10 protein-coding genes are annotated in these 14829 nt (G+C 54.6%); 2 read left to right on the top strand and 8 right to left on the bottom strand.

The features are described from left to right. Positions 1–25 precede the first annotated feature (25 nt). The 4 genes from ACI48K_RS01300 to ACI48K_RS01315 all read right to left on the bottom strand — a co-directional run bounded on the left by ACI48K_RS01300 (position 26) and on the right by ACI48K_RS01315 (position 5483). Positions 26–2008 carry a GTP-binding protein gene (locus ACI48K_RS01300; RefSeq protein ID WP_475025750.1) on the bottom strand — a complete coding sequence of 661 codons (1983 nt, stop codon included), beginning with the start codon at positions 2006–2008 and terminating at the stop codon, positions 26–28. A gap of 1192 nt (positions 2009–3200) precedes the next feature. Next, positions 3201–3944, bottom strand: a complete 744-nt coding sequence (locus ACI48K_RS01305) for an amino acid ABC transporter ATP-binding protein (RefSeq protein WP_475025751.1) — start codon at positions 3942–3944, stop codon at positions 3201–3203. Positions 3945–3960: 16 nt separating this feature from the next. After that, positions 3961–4620 carry an amino acid ABC transporter permease gene (locus ACI48K_RS01310; RefSeq protein ID WP_475025752.1) on the bottom strand — a complete coding sequence of 220 codons (660 nt, stop codon included), beginning with the start codon at positions 4618–4620 and terminating at the stop codon, positions 3961–3963. Positions 4621–4709: 89 nt separating this feature from the next. Continuing rightward, a complete protein-coding gene (locus ACI48K_RS01315; protein ID WP_475025753.1) occupies positions 4710–5483 on the bottom strand; it encodes an amino acid ABC transporter substrate-binding protein in 774 nt (257 codons plus the stop codon). A 221-nt stretch (positions 5484–5704) separates the two neighbouring features. On the opposite strand from ACI48K_RS01315, the gene ACI48K_RS01320 reads away from it, so the two are divergent. After that, a complete protein-coding gene (locus tag ACI48K_RS01320) occupies positions 5705–7330 on the top strand; it encodes a glycoside hydrolase family 9 protein (protein WP_475025754.1) in 1626 nt (541 codons plus the stop codon). A gap of 43 nt (positions 7331–7373) precedes the next feature. On the opposite strand, the gene ACI48K_RS01325 is transcribed toward ACI48K_RS01320, so the two are convergent. Both ACI48K_RS01325 and ACI48K_RS01330 read right to left on the bottom strand, forming a co-directional pair. Continuing rightward, positions 7374–9038 carry a GDSL-type esterase/lipase family protein gene (locus ACI48K_RS01325; RefSeq protein WP_475025755.1) on the bottom strand — a complete coding sequence of 555 codons (1665 nt, stop codon included), beginning with the start codon at positions 9036–9038 and terminating at the stop codon, positions 7374–7376. Between the two features lie 30 nt (positions 9039–9068). Next, positions 9069–9989 carry an AraC family transcriptional regulator gene (locus ACI48K_RS01330; protein WP_475025756.1) on the bottom strand — a complete coding sequence of 307 codons (921 nt, stop codon included), beginning with the start codon at positions 9987–9989 and terminating at the stop codon, positions 9069–9071. A 145-nt stretch (positions 9990–10134) separates the two neighbouring features. Between ACI48K_RS01330 and ACI48K_RS01335 the strand changes: the two genes are divergently transcribed. Further along, positions 10135–12279: a glycoside hydrolase family 52 protein gene (locus ACI48K_RS01335; RefSeq protein WP_475025757.1), complete on the top strand. Its 2145-nt coding sequence runs from the start codon at positions 10135–10137 to the stop codon at positions 12277–12279. A 90-nt stretch (positions 12280–12369) separates the two neighbouring features. On the opposite strand, the gene ACI48K_RS01340 is transcribed toward ACI48K_RS01335, so the two are convergent. Both ACI48K_RS01340 and ACI48K_RS01345 read right to left on the bottom strand, forming a co-directional pair. After that, positions 12370–13545, bottom strand: a complete 1176-nt coding sequence (locus tag ACI48K_RS01340; RefSeq protein WP_475025758.1) for a GGDEF domain-containing protein — start codon at positions 13543–13545, stop codon at positions 12370–12372. 196 nt (positions 13546–13741) lie between these two features. After that, positions 13742–14704 carry a DMT family transporter gene (locus ACI48K_RS01345; RefSeq protein WP_475026041.1) on the bottom strand — a complete coding sequence of 321 codons (963 nt, stop codon included), beginning with the start codon at positions 14702–14704 and terminating at the stop codon, positions 13742–13744. Positions 14705–14829: the final 125 nt, after the last annotated feature.

Genomic DNA, 14829 nt, shown 5'->3' on the forward strand with positions numbered 1-14829 from the left:
CCGCAAGTTTTTTCTATAGAATTCGTCATCCTTGCAGCGCTTTGCGCACGCTGAGAATGTATTTGGCCTGATCCAGCGGGTTCACGCCCCTCCGGGTCCGCTCGGCTTTCACATCGGGCGGGCACGGCTCATATCCCGCAAAGGCGGAAGAAAACGTGCTTCTCCCTTTGGTGTAAGAGCTCAGTTCCACCGGATAATCCAGCGACGTCGCTACCGGAAGGCGGCCTTCGATGACCATCCGGTCTCCTTGCAGGACCGGCGGCTCAAATGTACCGCGCATCTGGATCAAATCGTTCATCACCCGCCCGCCGTTTTCCTCGGGAACAATGATGCGAACCTGGAGCATCGGTTCCAGCAGGGCGGTACCCACGTTCAACAATCCGTCCATAATGCCCATTGGCGTCGCGACTGCAAAATCAAGCGGATGAGTATGCCACACATGGTGCTGTCCGTAAACCAGAGTCACCTTCAGGTCCGTCACTTCCCAGCCGTACAATCCCTGCTGCAGCGCCTCGGGAACGCGGCGTTCGACCTCATTCTGGTACTGCGGCAGCAAATCCTCATTGCGCACATAAGCCTCGTAAACCAACCCGCTGCCCCGCAGACCCGGCTCGATCTTAAAGCGGAGAATCGCCCAGCATGGCTTCGGCATCGTATAAGCGATAAAGCCCTCGCCGGCCTGCATCGGCGTCTCTTTGTAAATTACGGAAGGCTGTCCGAAGCTCACGGCAAGGCCGTATCTGGATTCAAGGACGCTGCTGAGAATCTCCAGTTGGATCGGACCCATCACTTTGACGTGCAGCTCCCGCTCCTCCTGCAGCCACTGCACGTCAAGCAGCGGGTCCTCGTCGGACAGCTCCTGGAGCGCGTGCACGACTCCCTGGTAATCGGCTTCATTCTGCCAATGAGCCCGAACGGTCAACAGCGGCACCGCCAGCCTTGCTTCTGCCGGAATCGCGTCCGGCGCGCCCAGCACATCGCCGATACGTACATGGGAAAGACCGCATACGGCGGCAATGTCGCCCGCTTCCAGCAGGCCGATATCCTCCGAGCGGGAGCCGTCCACCTTGCGGATTTGCGTCACTTTTTCCTGCAGGTTTTGCGTATAATTGAGCACGGTGTCCCGGTTGCGAATCCGGCCTTTGTACAGGCGAACGTACGCCATTCTGCCCATGGTCTTGTCCCGTTCGATCTTGAACACGATCCCGGACAACGGCTCCTCCGCTCCTTCGCCCGCCAAAGGGAAATACTCGACCATGGCGTCCAGCAGGCCGGTAACCCCGGCTCCTTTAGCCGCCGCCCCGAAAACTACCGGAAAAATCTCCGCGGAACGGGTTTGTTTCATGGCCCTTTGTTTCCATACCTCCAGGGGGATATCCTCCCCGCCGAGATAAGCTTCGAGCAAATCTTCTTCGCGTTCGGCCAAAAATTCCATGCACTCTCTCTGGGCCAACCGGTCCGCACCGGCTTCCCACAAATCCCGTGCTCCTTGGTAATCCTGCTCTTTGCCAAGCGGAAGCTGCATGGGGAGGATATCCCGCGACAAATAGGTGCGGATCTGCTCCAGTACCGCGTCCGGATCGGCGCCGACCCGATCCATTTTGTTAATGAACAGGAGCGTAGGAATCCGCAGCTTGCGCAGCGCGTTCCATATCATTTCCGTCTGCGCCTGCACGCCCTCCACGGCGGAGAGGATAAGCACCGCGCTGTCCATGACCCGCAGCGATCGCTCCACCTCCGATAGAAAGTCGACGTGCCCCGGTGTATCGACCAAATTGACCTGGATTCCTTTCCAGGCGAACGAAGTCATCGCAGCCCGGACCGAAATCCCCCGCTGCCGCTCGATCTCCATCGAATCCGTGACGGCGGTGCCGGCGTCTACACTGCCGAGAGAACGAGTTCGCCCGCTTTCGTACAAAATATGCTCGGTAGTCGTCGTTTTTCCCGCGTCGACATGAGCGAAGATTCCGACATTCAACCGCTTGAAAGTTGTTTCCGATTGTGTCATAGACCGTATCTCCTGTTATTCCTGAATCGAGAGCCCATCTATCATATCGCTATCGCAGATGCTCCCGCCGTTGTTTGTTGAATGACAGCGCTATCGTTATCGCAGCCTATGAACATATTACCTAAGAAAGCTGTGCCTGAAAAGCGGCCCAATGTGACTAATCCAAAAACCCGGCAAGAAGTTCAAGGATCAGTCACGGCTTGTTCGCGCATCACTGCGCGTCCCTCATCCATGCCGCCATTCTCACCATCCCGCTTAACATCACGCTTTACATATAGGCATTGCCGCTGACACCCACCTGCTACTCGCACATCCACTGACACTGACGCTGGTACTCACCTGCTACTCGCACCTCCACTGACACTGACGCTAGTACTCACCTGCTACTCGCACTTCCACTGACATTGACGCTGGTACTCACCTGCTACTCGCACCTCCACTGACATTGACGCTGGTACTCACCTGCTACTCGCACATCCACTGACACTGACGCTGGTACTCACCTGCTACTCGCACCTCCACTGACACTGACGCTGGTACTCACCTGCTACTCGCACTTCCACTGACATTGACGCTGGTACTCACCTGCTACTCGCACTTCCATTGACACTGACGCTGGTACTCACCTGCTACTCGCACCTCCACTGACATTGACGCTGGTACTCACCTGCTACTCGCACCTCCACTGACACTGACGCTGGTACTCACCTGCTACTCGCACCTCCACTGACACTGACGCTAGTCCCCACAAAACCACTTTTTACTAGCACTGGGCCGCCGATTACTTACCACTCTCAACTCTGCGCGCACTGCGCCCCCCCGCCGCTTCCCAACACTTACCCAAACAATAGATGGAAATTCTCCCGTTAATAATCGAATTTAGCCTTTTATCGCGAACTTAGCGGGAAATACTCCGTTTAATTTTTGCCGAAATGGCTATAATGGCCATATTTTGAGAAAATCCTCCAAATTAACCGGACTTTTTCCCGTTATTTAAGGCCGGAAGGCCAATACATCAAAAATAGCAGGAGGTTTTCCAGTTAGTTACAACGAGTAAGGGAAGAAGAAGCCTAATTCATCTTATGGTTTACATTTTCTTCGTTCCACGAAAAAAGCCGCCTCATCCGTAGGCATCCCTACTTCAGAAGCAGCCATGCTGGCCGTGAAAACCTCTATCCTTTGTATAAACTGTTTACAACACCCGATTCAAAAAAGCCTTGGTGCGCTCATGCCAGGGATTGACGAGCAGTTCTTCCGGCGCGCCCGACTCGATGAATTCCCCGTCGGCCATGAACATGACCCGGTCCGCCACTTCCTTGGCAAACCCCATTTCGTGCGTGACGACAACCATCGTCATCTCCTCATCGGCCAGCTGTCTCATGACCTGAAGCACCTCGCCGGTCAGCTCAGGATCGAGCGCCGAGGTCGGCTCGTCAAACAGCATGATTTCGGGACTCATCATGAGCGCCCTAGCGATCGCCACCCGTTGTTTCTGACCGCCCGACAAATGGGACGGAAATACGTCCGCTTTATCCGAAAGCCCGACCTTCTCCAGCAAAACAGCGGCTTTGCGGCTGATCTCATCAGCGGGAAGTCCTTTCACCAGCTTCGGAGCCAGTTCCAGATTCTTTCGCACCGTCAAATGCGGAAACAGGTTGAAGTGCTGAAAAACCATCCCCATGCGGCCGGTGATTTCTTTGATCTTCGCCGACGGCGCGTATTTGCCGTCCTGCACCAAATAATCGCCGCCGATTCGGATGCTGCCGCCGCCCGCCTCTTCCAGATGAGCGATACTCCGCAGCATCGTGCTTTTGCCGGAGCCGGACGGTCCGATGACCGCAACCACTTCGCTTTTATCAACCGTAAAGGAAACATCCTTCAGAACGTCCAAGGTCCCGAAGGACTTTCGCAGATTCGCAACCTCGATAATTGCCATAATTACTTCAATCCTTTTATTCGAATTTAAATTTCCGCTCCAGCGCCTTGAATATGATCGTCAGCACCAAAGTCATAAGCAAATAAATAATGCCCGCGATGAAAAAAGGCGTGATTGTAAAATCGCGGTTCACGGCCGTTTGGGCAAAATGCAGCAGCTCCGGCACCGCTACCGCGTAAAGCAGAGCCGTATCCTTGACCAGCGTGATCGATTCGTTCGATACGGCGGGCAAGGCGATGCGAACCATCTGCGGCAGCACGATCCGGGTCGTCGTATGCCAGCGCCCAAGCCCCAGCACCTTGGCCGCCTCGTATTGCCCTTTATCGATGGCCAGCAGCCCCCCGCGAAAAATCTCCGCGAAGTAAGCGGCATAGTTCAGCGTGAACGCCAGACAAGCCGCTACGAACCGGTCCATGACGAGATGCTCCCCGATTACCGGGATCACCGGCAGGCCGAAGCAGAAGAACAGCATCTGCAGCAGCAGCGGCGTGCCGCGCATAATGTAGATATAGCCGTTTCCGAGCCAGGCCAAAGGCTTAACGCGGCTTTTGACGATAAATGTCAATGCAAAACCAAGCGGAATCGAGGTCACGATCGCGAGCGCAAACAGCAGCAGCGTTGTTCGCGCACCCTCCAGGATCGGTCCCGTAATCCGAATCAAATAGTCCAAACTCATTTCTCGCGTCTCCTTCATCAATCATGGCAAAACGGAAGAACCGGAACGAAGAGTTCGTCCGGTTCTTTACGGTTGTCCATCCGAATTCATTATTTCAAAACTTTATCCGCGCCAAACCACTTCTCGGAAATTTCCGCCGCCGTCCCATCCTGGTTCAGCTCGTCCAGCGCCTTCTGCAGCTTATCCAACAGTGCCTCGTTCCCTTTTTTCACGCCGATGCCGTACTCTTCCGGCGCCAGGGATTCGTCCAGCATCTTAAATGTCCCGGACTCTTTGGACATATAGTATCTCGCCACCACCTCGTCGATTACAACCGCGTCGAGGCGCTTCGTTTTCAAATCGCTCAAAGCCAGCACATTATCCGGAAACTCGGTTACCGTCTTAACCTGCGATTTGATCGGGCTCGCATTCAAGGCGTCCGCAGCCGAGGACAACGATTGCAGGCCTACAACCTTGCCGGCCAAATCATCGATTCCGGAAATATCCGAATCCGCCAAAGTAACGATCACTTGGCTGTTTTTCAGATACGGCTTCGTAAACAGCACTTTCCCCTTCCGTTCATCCGTAATCGTGTATCCGTTCCAGATCAGGTCGATTCGTCCGCTGTTCAGTTCGGATTCCTTGGCCGACCAATCAATGGGTTGAAAAACGGCCTCCATGCCCATCTTTTCCGCAGCCGCCTTGGCATAGTCAATGTCAAAGCCGACAATGTCATTGTTATCGTCTCTAAACCCCATCGGCGCGAATTTATCGTCAATCCCGATGACCAGCTTGTTGCCGTCTTTCCCGGAACCGGAGCAACCGGTCAGAGCAGCCAGCAGGATCCCCAGGACTAAACCTATTGCCGCTATTTTTCTCTTCATAACTCTCCCCCGTTTTGTAAGTAAATCTTCCAAACGCTTTAGTTCGTTACCACGTTATCAGACTCTCATAATACCATACTACCATAGAAGAGTCGAGCCTTCTCTATGATTTAGGATAAATTTCCACTTGCATTCATAGAATTGTACCCTTGTCATAGCCTTACTCGAGTGCAAATATAAAATGAAAGCGATTACGAACTGAAAAGAGGGGATTTCGGATCATGAAAGAATCGTTGGAGCGAATGATTACGGTGAATCAGCTGGGCTTTCCGGCAAATGCCCGGAAAACGTTTGTCAGCTGCGGGCAAAGCGGAATGTTCCGGATTATGGACGAATCATCGGGCAAGCCCGTTCTGGTCGGAGAGACCGGTCCGGAGATCCGGGACTCCTCCGCCGGCTGCACCTTGTTCCGGGGAGATTTCTCCGCTTTGACCCAAAGCGGCACTTATCATATCGAATTGAACGAGCAAATCTCGGCTTCGTTTAAGATAGGAGATCAGCCTTATGCGGAGGTCCATCGGGGGCTGCTCAAAGCCTTTTACTATTTCCGCTGCGGCATGGACCTGAAGGAAGAGTTCGCGGGGCCCTGGAAGCATGGCGCTTGCCACACCGCGGAGGGAGTCATATTCGATGATCCCCTCCGCAAGCAGGACGGCGACGGAGGCTGGCACGATGCCGGAGATTACGGCAAATACGCCGGCCCCGGAGCCAAAGCGGTCGCCGATCTTCTGCTGGCCTACGAATTTTCACCGCAGGCGTTTAATCGTCCGGTTCCGCTGCCGGAAACGAATGGCGTTATGCCCGACGTTCTCCATGAATGCCGGTATGAATTGGAATGGCTGCTCAAAATGCAGGATCAGATGACCGGAGGCGTTTTTCATAAGCTGACCACTAAGCAGTTTCCCGCTCTCGACGTCATGCCGGAAGACGATACGGCCGATTTGTATTTCATGCCGGTTTCCGCTGCGGCAACAGGATGCTTCGCCGGTGTTACGGCGCTGGCGGCGCGAATTTACCGGCCTTTTGACGTTGATTTCGCCAGCCGCTGTCTCCGGGCGGCCAAATTCGCATGGAAGTGGCTGGAAGCAAATCCGCAGACCCCGGGCTTCAAGAACCCATCCGATATCAAAACGGGGGAATACGGCGACGAAATAGATCTTGACGAACGCTACTGGGCAGCCGGCGAGTTGTTTAGCACCACCGGCGAAGCCGAATACCACGAGGCTTTCCGGAAACTCGCGGCCGAAGAATTTCCGAAATACGAGCTGGGTTGGGCCGATATGGGCGGCTACGGCACAATCGCTTATCTTTTCTGTTCCCCTTCTTCCAAAACCGATGCGGCGCTTCGCGCTTCTCTGCAGCAAGGGCTGTTTCAAGAGGCTGACCGGCTCATCCGGCGATGCATGGAAGACGGTTATCTGGTTTCGCTGACCCCGGACGACTATATTTGGGGCAGCAATATGTTGCTCATGAACCGGGCCATGCTGCTGCTGACCGCTTATTACCGGAGCAAGGACAAAGCTTACGAGGCTTGGGCACTGGAGCACATCCATTACTTGCTCGGCCGCAATGTGCTGGACTACAGCTACGTTACCGGATTTGGCGACCGCGCGGTCAAATACCCGCATCACCGCCCCTCCGTCGGGGACGGCATCGAAGAAGCGGTACCCGGCCTTGTCTCCGGGGGTCCCAACCGCGGACTGAACGACGACTATATGAGGGAACATTTACAGGGTAAAGCTCCGGCGCAGTGCTTCGTCGATCATGAGGATAGCTATGCCGGCAACGAAGTGACGATCTATTGGAACTCTCCGGCGGTATTCGCCCTCTCCCATTTTGCGAAATAAGAAAAAAGGCAAAGTCCGACGATCGGGCTTTGCCTTTTCTATCTCAGTCCGTAACGCTTCGCAAGCAAAATTCCACGATTGGGCTGACGTCAGGCAGGCTGTGGGGATGATGATCTCCGCCCTGCTTCAGGATCGTTTCGATTTTCCCGCCAAAGGCAGCGTATTTTTGCTCCAGCAGCGCCCCGTTCTCCGTGAAGGGAACGAACCGGTCGGAATCCCCCGAAACAAGAAAAATCGGGATTCCGAGCGCAGCCGGCTGCGCCAGTTCCTCAAGCAAATGTTCCGTAACCTCCTCTGGACGGCCGTTTTTATCGCCTGTTAACCCGTACGCGTCCAGACAATCGCTCCATTCATCCCGCGAGCCCAGCCCGGCTCCTTTTCCGCCGGGCCAGCTTCGGATATCCACCACCGGCGCATCCAGATAAAGCGCCGAGACCCATCGGGGATACATCTCCGCGTATCGGAGAGCGTAAAGTCCCCCCCGGCTGAAGCCGAACAGCACCGGCTTAAGGTTCAAATCAAACGCCTCCGTCAGATAGGACCGGAAGTGCTCCATCCGCTCCGCCGCGAAAGAGCAGCCGTATAAATCGCTGAGCCTGCAATAGGCCAGATGCCACCCTTGTTCCAACAGCGCCATATCGGCGTCCGCAAACGCGTCAAAAAATTCGCTTCTCCAAACCCACGGTCTCCCGGGAGCTGCGGATTTGGGTGCAACGACGATGCATTCCCGGCCGTCATGATAAAAGTCCGTGCGGCGATACCCTTTCCACTCGCTCCGAACAGCCGACTCCGCACCGCCCTCCTTTTCGGCTTCCCTATGAATTTCCGGCAGCAGCGTCTCCGCCAGCGCCAGGGCTTCGTGAAGCGGCGGCGTTTCGAACTTGTTCGGGTTGCCGTGCCCGACATGCTCCCTCCATGCCGCGTCCAGGATTTTCCGGCGCTCTTCCGTCTTGCGGATAAAAGGACTCATGCCGGATTCGGCCCATGCCGGCACACTCTCAAGCACAACATGAAATACCCGGCTTAAAATCGTCCGGGCAATCACAAAATGTCCGTCCTCGTTAGGATGAATGCCGTCTCCATACTTGTAAGCCGGATTTTCCCCGCGTTTAGAACGGATCATCGACATCAACGGCTCACGGATATCGACCGTCGCAATTTCCTGCTCTTTGCCATATTCGCGAATCCATGCCGCATAACTGCCAAGCACCGTGTTGTAATCTTCATAAGGCCGTTCGAAAGAATAATCCCCCGCGCCTTCCGGCTGCGGCTCCACGTTTGCGGAATTCACGTCAAACGGCGGAGGCGTCATCAGGATGACCCTGGAGCCGGCCGCGCGGACAGTCTCCACAGCTTGACGCACCCCGTCGCAATAAGCTTTAAAAAGATCAACGGAAAAGGGATGATAAATCCCGTCGTTCATGCCGTAGCACAGAAACACCCAGTCCGGCCGAGTCTCCTGAAGCGCCCTTGCCAGCCTTTCATGCACGCATGGCCGGGGAAAAGGATGCGCCTGCTCGCTTGTTCCCGCCGCCGTCTCGCTGCTGACTCCCAAATTGAGCCACTCAATCCGGTGCTGCGGCAGGTGCTTCAGAAAAAAAGCGTCCAAATCGCGGATATACGTTCCGTTCTCGGTAATACTGTCGCCTAAAAATAGAATTCGTTTACTCTTAGGTACGGCAAGAAAATCGGTTTCTAGTTGGTGCAAAATCTGTCATCACCTTTCTTGGATAGCCTGCTAAATATGGAATCTCGCCCGGAACTTTCCGGGCGATTCCCCCGTCCAGCGCTTGAATTGCCGGCTGAAATGGGCAATGTCCTTATAGCCGAGGGAAGCCGAGACGGCTTCTACCGACAGCTCCGGCTCCATAAGCAGGAGCTTCGCTTTTTTCAGCTTCAGCGCGGACAAATACTGGCGGGGCGACATCCCGTAAACACTGCGAAACATGCGGTTGCAGGAAGATGCACTGTAACCGAGCCCCTTAATGACCGCGGCGACCGTCTCCAAGGATCTATCCGAGTCGGAATCGAAGCCGGAATCGGCCCCGTCCTTCCCGCCTGCGGCATTGCCTTCTTCGACGCTCATCTCCAGCCGCAAGGCGATTTCCGCAGCCACCTTGCTTTTCCGCCCGCCGGAAATACCTCCGCTTCCCTGGGCCGCCAAGCTGTCGCTTATTCCCGCGAACAGCTCAAAAACGGCGGATAACGCCCGCATCTTGCTTACCAGCTTCAGCCCGGCGTTGTTCGAGGTCAGTGCGATCAGCTTGTCCATACTGGGCCGGATCGCCCGGGCCAGAACGCTGCTCTCGGCATGCAGGAACTGCTCGCTTCTGCACAGCAATTCCCGTAGCACGCGCTCGTCCACATTGAAATGCAAGCAGTAATAGGTCATGCGCTCGGGACCAACCGCGCGGCTTTCGTGAACATCCTCGGGACGGAGCAGCATCATGTCCCCTGGCCTCTGAACGAAACGCTGGCCGTTCACCGTCATTTCCTGGCATCCCGACAGCAGCAGATTGACCTCAAACAGCGGATGGCTGTGCGTCGGATAGGACCACTCCCCGGTCACCGTCCGCAAATGGGCGGCAAAGATCTGAAAGGTAGAATCCATATTGGGCAGCATAAATTCGGCGATTTGATGCTCTTTAGCTATGCTCATCTCATGCTTTCCCCTTCCCGCCATCTCTTCCCCCGACTGACTGATTTGGGTAAATGATTAGAAGATTTGGACCTATAACTTGATAATCCTCCTTGCTATACTCAAAATAGCACAGAGATCACGAGAATCATAGGAGGTAATTAAGATGGGTAAAAATATCTTTTTCAATGCGCATCACTCCCCCATGGGCGCCTTTGCCAGCTTCACCCTGGGATATCCGGGCAACAGCGGCGGCTTTGACTTGGAGCTTGGGAGTCCTCCCAATCAGAATATATACGTCGGACTTCAGGAGGACGGACAAGAGCGCTACCTGGCGTTTCCTTTCTACGGGCAGGGACAGGATGAACGCGACCGTTACACGACCGATGAAAGCCCCGCAGGCGCCAAAAAGGATGAAAGCGACCTCATTACGCCCTTCCCGCTGGATGCCATTACCCGTTCCTTCGGCGCGGCTTCGGATGAATGGCATGCCGGAGACTTGACCTTCCGGATTTATTCTCCGTTCGAATCCGTTCCGGACCCGGCTGCCGCGGATGAGGAACTGCTTCGCTTCGCACTGATGCCCGCCGTGCTGGCGGAGATCACCGTCGACAATTCCAATGGTCAATCGGCACGTAAAGCGTTCTTCGGCTTCCAAAGCGGTGATCCCTACACTTCCATCAGACGCCTTGAAGACACGACCGCTGGCCTGATTCGCGGTATCGGCCAAGGGCGGCATACGGCGATTGCCTCAAACGATCCGCGCGTGATCAGCGCCGGTTTCTTCACGATGGAGGATATCCTGCGGCCTAAACTTCCGGACAACCTGCGCTTTGGACTGGGTCCGGTCGGAGCCCTGCTTATGGACACCCCTGCCGGAGAAAAAGCGACCTACCGGTTCGCGCTGTGCTTCTACCGCAGCGGCTACGTTACGGCCGGAATCGATGCGGCTTACTATTATACGCGGTATTTTGCCAATATCGAGGAGGTTGCCGCTTACGCGCTGGATCAGTTCGACCGCAAGCTCGAAATCGTGAAAAAAGCGGAGGACCTGCTCCGCGCTCCCGGCTTGAACGATGACCAGCGGTTTATGCTGATCCACGCCATCCGCAGCTATTACGGCTCAACCGAGCTGCTGGAGCATGAAGGCCGGCCGTTATGGATCGTCAACGAAGGCGAATACCGGATGATCAATACGTTCGACCTTACGGTGGACCAACTGTTTTATGAGCTGAAAATGAACCCCTGGACGGTCAAAAACGAGCTGGACCTATTCGTCGGCCGCTACAGCTATGAAGACACGGTGCGGCTTCCGGGCGATAACGCCGAATATCCGGGAGGTCTCAGCTTTACGCATGATATGGGCGTAGCCAATTCGTTCTCCCGCCCGGGCTACTCTTCGTACGAGCTTCACGGCATCTCGGACTGCTTTTCCCACATGACCCATGAGCAGCTCGTCAACTGGGTACTCTGCGCTGCCGTGTATGTCCGGCAGACGGGTGATCAAGATTGGCTGAACCGCAATCTGGGGATCTTCGAGCGTTGCCTTGACAGCATGGTGAACCGGGACCATCCCGACCCGGCCAAACGCACCGGCATCATGGGACTCGACAGTTCTCGAACGATGGGCGGAGCGGAAATCACCACCTATGACAGCTTGGATGTCTCATTGGGCCAAGCGCGCAACAATATTTACTTGGCGGGAAAAAGCTGGGCGGCTTACGTTTCCATGGAGAAGCTGTTTGCCGAGCAGGGCCGCTCAGAGCTTGCCGTTCTGGCAGGCAAACAGGCCGAGCTTTGCGCCCGAACGATCGCGGCGCATTTGCTGCCCGCAGGCTATATCCCTGCCGTGATTCAGGAGAATAACGATTCAAGAATTATCCCGGCCATCGAAGGTCTGGTGTTTCCGCTATATACGGGCTGCGAAGAAGCGCTTGACCCTAGCGGGCGTTTCGGCGAATATATCGGCGCGCTCTCGAAGCATTTCCGCACGGTGCTTCAGCCGGGCGTTTGCCTGTTTGCGGACGGCGGCTGGAAGCTGTCCTCGACAAGCGACAACTCATGGCTCAGCAAAATCTATCTGTCCCAGTTCATCGCCCGGCGTATTCTCGGTTTGCCTTGGGACGCCCAAGGGCAAGCCTCCGATGCGGCGCATGCAGCATGGCTTACGTCCGGCCGGAACGCTTACTACAGTTGGAGCGACCAAATGATGGCCAGCGTCGTATGCGGCAGCCGCTACTATCCGCGCGGCGTTACCGCGATTCTTTGGCTGGACGAGAGAGACGCGTCGGGGCCGGCGAAGGCACGCTGAACGGTTTTAACAAATGACAAAGCACGGAGCTTGAGGCTAAGATTGGGGGTATTCACTCCCTATCATAGGCACACTCGCTCCGTGCTTTTTTTATCCGGTGACGCTTACCCGGCTCCGGGAAACCCCGTTTCTCCCGGATTTCTTCGCTTCATACAGCGCTTTGTCGCTTAGCTGGTACAAATGATCCAAAAAAGTATGCGAATCCGGAATCACCGTGACCACACCCAGACTGACCGTGTATCTTCGGTGAGGGCTGCCTTCCCCGCCCCCTCCTACCGCCGTTCGCAGCATTTCGGCAAGATCGTCGGACTTCTTTTCATCCGCGCCCGGAAGGAAAATGGCGAACTCGTCACCGCCGTATCTGCTGAGCAATTCGCCGTCTCCCAGCTTCCCCTGGACCTTCGCGGCAAAATCCTTCAAAAGTTCGTCGCCGACATCGTGACCGTATGTATCGTTAATCGTTTTGAAATAGTCGATATCCATCAGAATAAATGACACCGGCACCCTGTTTTTTTCGCACAAGTCGAGATTCTGTTCGGCCTTATAAATAAAGGTTCTGCGGTTTAAGGTGTCGGTCAGATCGTCGTAGCTTGCCATCCTGACCAGCTCCTGGTCGGCTTTTTCCTTGGACAGCAGCACAAATCCGATATTCCCCAAAATCATCATGAAAAAAAGCGCAAGAAAAGAAAGGGTCTGATAAACGCTAGGTGTAAACATGTCCACGTGCATTGTTGAAAACTTAAGCAGCAGGACTCGAATAACCAGCCCCGCTCCAATGACAAGATACATGTATCCGATGGCTTTGCTAAGCGTCGAGGTGTTTCCTTTTCCGTTAATCAAATTAAAAACCGGATAGCAGAGCATGATGGCGGTTGCCAGCGAAATGACCACGATTCGGATGTTTTCATCGTTGTGCAGAAGAATGATGAGGTTAAACACGATGACGGTCACCGACGTAATGGCAATGTAAAAAGCCCGGGTCCTGCGGCTGTATACGTCAAGCACCTTAAGAATTGCCGCGATCTCAAAAGCCACTCCGATCATGAGAAACGAGTTGGATAGCGAAAAATAAAGGTTATCCATGATTTGCCCGCGAAACGCAAAAATCCCCCATGCCAAAGCTTGAAACCACTTTGCGGCAAAAAACGAGCTGACAGACGAATCCTTTAAATGCCGATGACGATATGCGCTAATCAGAACAACGGTAAACAACTGGCTGAACACGAGCAGGACTAGCACCGTTTTCAAATCCAAGGTAAGGTTCATCTTATCCTTTTTCACCATCTCTTTGTAAGTGAGCCTGTTTCCGAGCCTACTATTTGGTAATTCCCATTATATTTGATATTTCGACATTATTATAGAGTAATTTTTCTTTTTCAAAAGTAATTCTCGATTGGGTCCCGATACCAAAAAAAGCTTCGGGAAACAAGCGTTTCCTGAAGCTTTTTTTGGTATCGCAGTTTTATTTGCGGGATGAATCACCTTGTCTGGAGATAGTGAACAGCGCCGCCCAAATCAGCACGAAGCCGCAGGCCTGAGGAAGCGTAATAACTTGCTGAAAGGCGATCCAGTTAATCAGCACACCCACCATCGGGAAGCTTAGTTCCGCGAGGGTCGCGATCGAAGCCTTCGTCGTAGTCAGGCCTTTGTAATACACCAACAGACTGAGAAGTCCCGGCAGCAAAGCTTGTCCCAGCAAATTGAGGGCGACAGCCGCGAGAGGTCCGGAGCCGGAAGGCAAATTCCAAGCCGCTCCTTCATTCCAGGCGATCGCCAGCAACAGCGGCAATGCAAGAATGAAACGCAGCGAGGTTACCGTCTCGTATTTCATTTGCCCGACCATGAGGCGTCCCATGACCGTCGAGCCGCCCCAAAGAGCCGCGGCGCCCAGCGACAGCAAGCTGCCGACCTGCGCGAACTCGCTCCAATGGCCAAATGGAACGGTAAATCCAAATGTAAGCATATAAGTGCCGACCAAAGCAATCAGGAGCAGCGGCGCAAAATGCCGTGGCAGTTTTTCTTTCAGCAGCCATCCCGCCAGAAGAATCGCAAATAACGGCTGCATTTTTTGCAAGAGTAATACCGCGTTGAGATTGCCGTGCGAGAGTCCCATGGTGAACAAAATCGTAGCGATCGCCGAACCTCCCCAGGAAATAAAGAGCAGCGCGCCGGCTTGACGCAAACCGACACCGCGAAGCTCGCGGCGATTTCGCCAAAGCACCGGAAAGGCAAACAAAGCGATAACGACGTGCTCGAGCAGCACAATTTGCGCCGAGGTCAGCGATTTCAGCAAAATCACCCGGAAGAGCGGGTCAACTCCCCACAGCGCGGCTCCCAATACCACGAGCCAAAATCCCATTTTCGAACGCCGTTCCTGCTGCAGCGGAAACGAATTTCCCAGCTTAACGTTGACGCCTCTTCCCATTCCGGCGCCGGCATTTGCATTTTTCATGACGATATCCCCTTCTGGAATCCGGGGGGTTGCAATAGAAAGCCCCCGCAATCGATCGACTCGATGTTTACGGGGGCAGATCAAATAAGCATGACGAA

Source organism: Paenibacillus terrisolis (genome assembly GCF_056171975.1).

What these genes read in the sequence shown, in the direction of transcription:
- ACI48K_RS01300 (WP_475025750.1), bottom strand. Translation starts at nt 2,008, where the DNA reads ATGACACAATCGGAAACAACTTTCAAGCGGTTGAATGTCGGAATCTTC.
- ACI48K_RS01340 (WP_475025758.1), bottom strand. Translation starts at nt 13,545, where the DNA reads ATGAACCTTACCTTGGATTTGAAAACGGTGCTAGTCCTGCTCGTGTTC.
- ACI48K_RS01315 (WP_475025753.1), bottom strand. Translation starts at nt 5,483, where the DNA reads ATGAAGAGAAAAATAGCGGCAATAGGTTTAGTCCTGGGGATCCTGCTG.
- ACI48K_RS01310 (WP_475025752.1), bottom strand. Translation starts at nt 4,620, where the DNA reads ATGAGTTTGGACTATTTGATTCGGATTACGGGACCGATCCTGGAGGGT.
- ACI48K_RS01320 (WP_475025754.1), top strand. Translation starts at nt 5,705, where the DNA reads ATGAAAGAATCGTTGGAGCGAATGATTACGGTGAATCAGCTGGGCTTT.
- ACI48K_RS01345 (WP_475026041.1), bottom strand. Translation starts at nt 14,704, where the DNA reads ATGGGAAGAGGCGTCAACGTTAAGCTGGGAAATTCGTTTCCGCTGCAG.
- ACI48K_RS01335 (WP_475025757.1), top strand. Translation starts at nt 10,135, where the DNA reads ATGGGTAAAAATATCTTTTTCAATGCGCATCACTCCCCCATGGGCGCC.
- ACI48K_RS01305 (WP_475025751.1), bottom strand. Translation starts at nt 3,944, where the DNA reads ATGGCAATTATCGAGGTTGCGAATCTGCGAAAGTCCTTCGGGACCTTG.
- ACI48K_RS01330 (WP_475025756.1), bottom strand. Translation starts at nt 9,989, where the DNA reads ATGAGCATAGCTAAAGAGCATCAAATCGCCGAATTTATGCTGCCCAAT.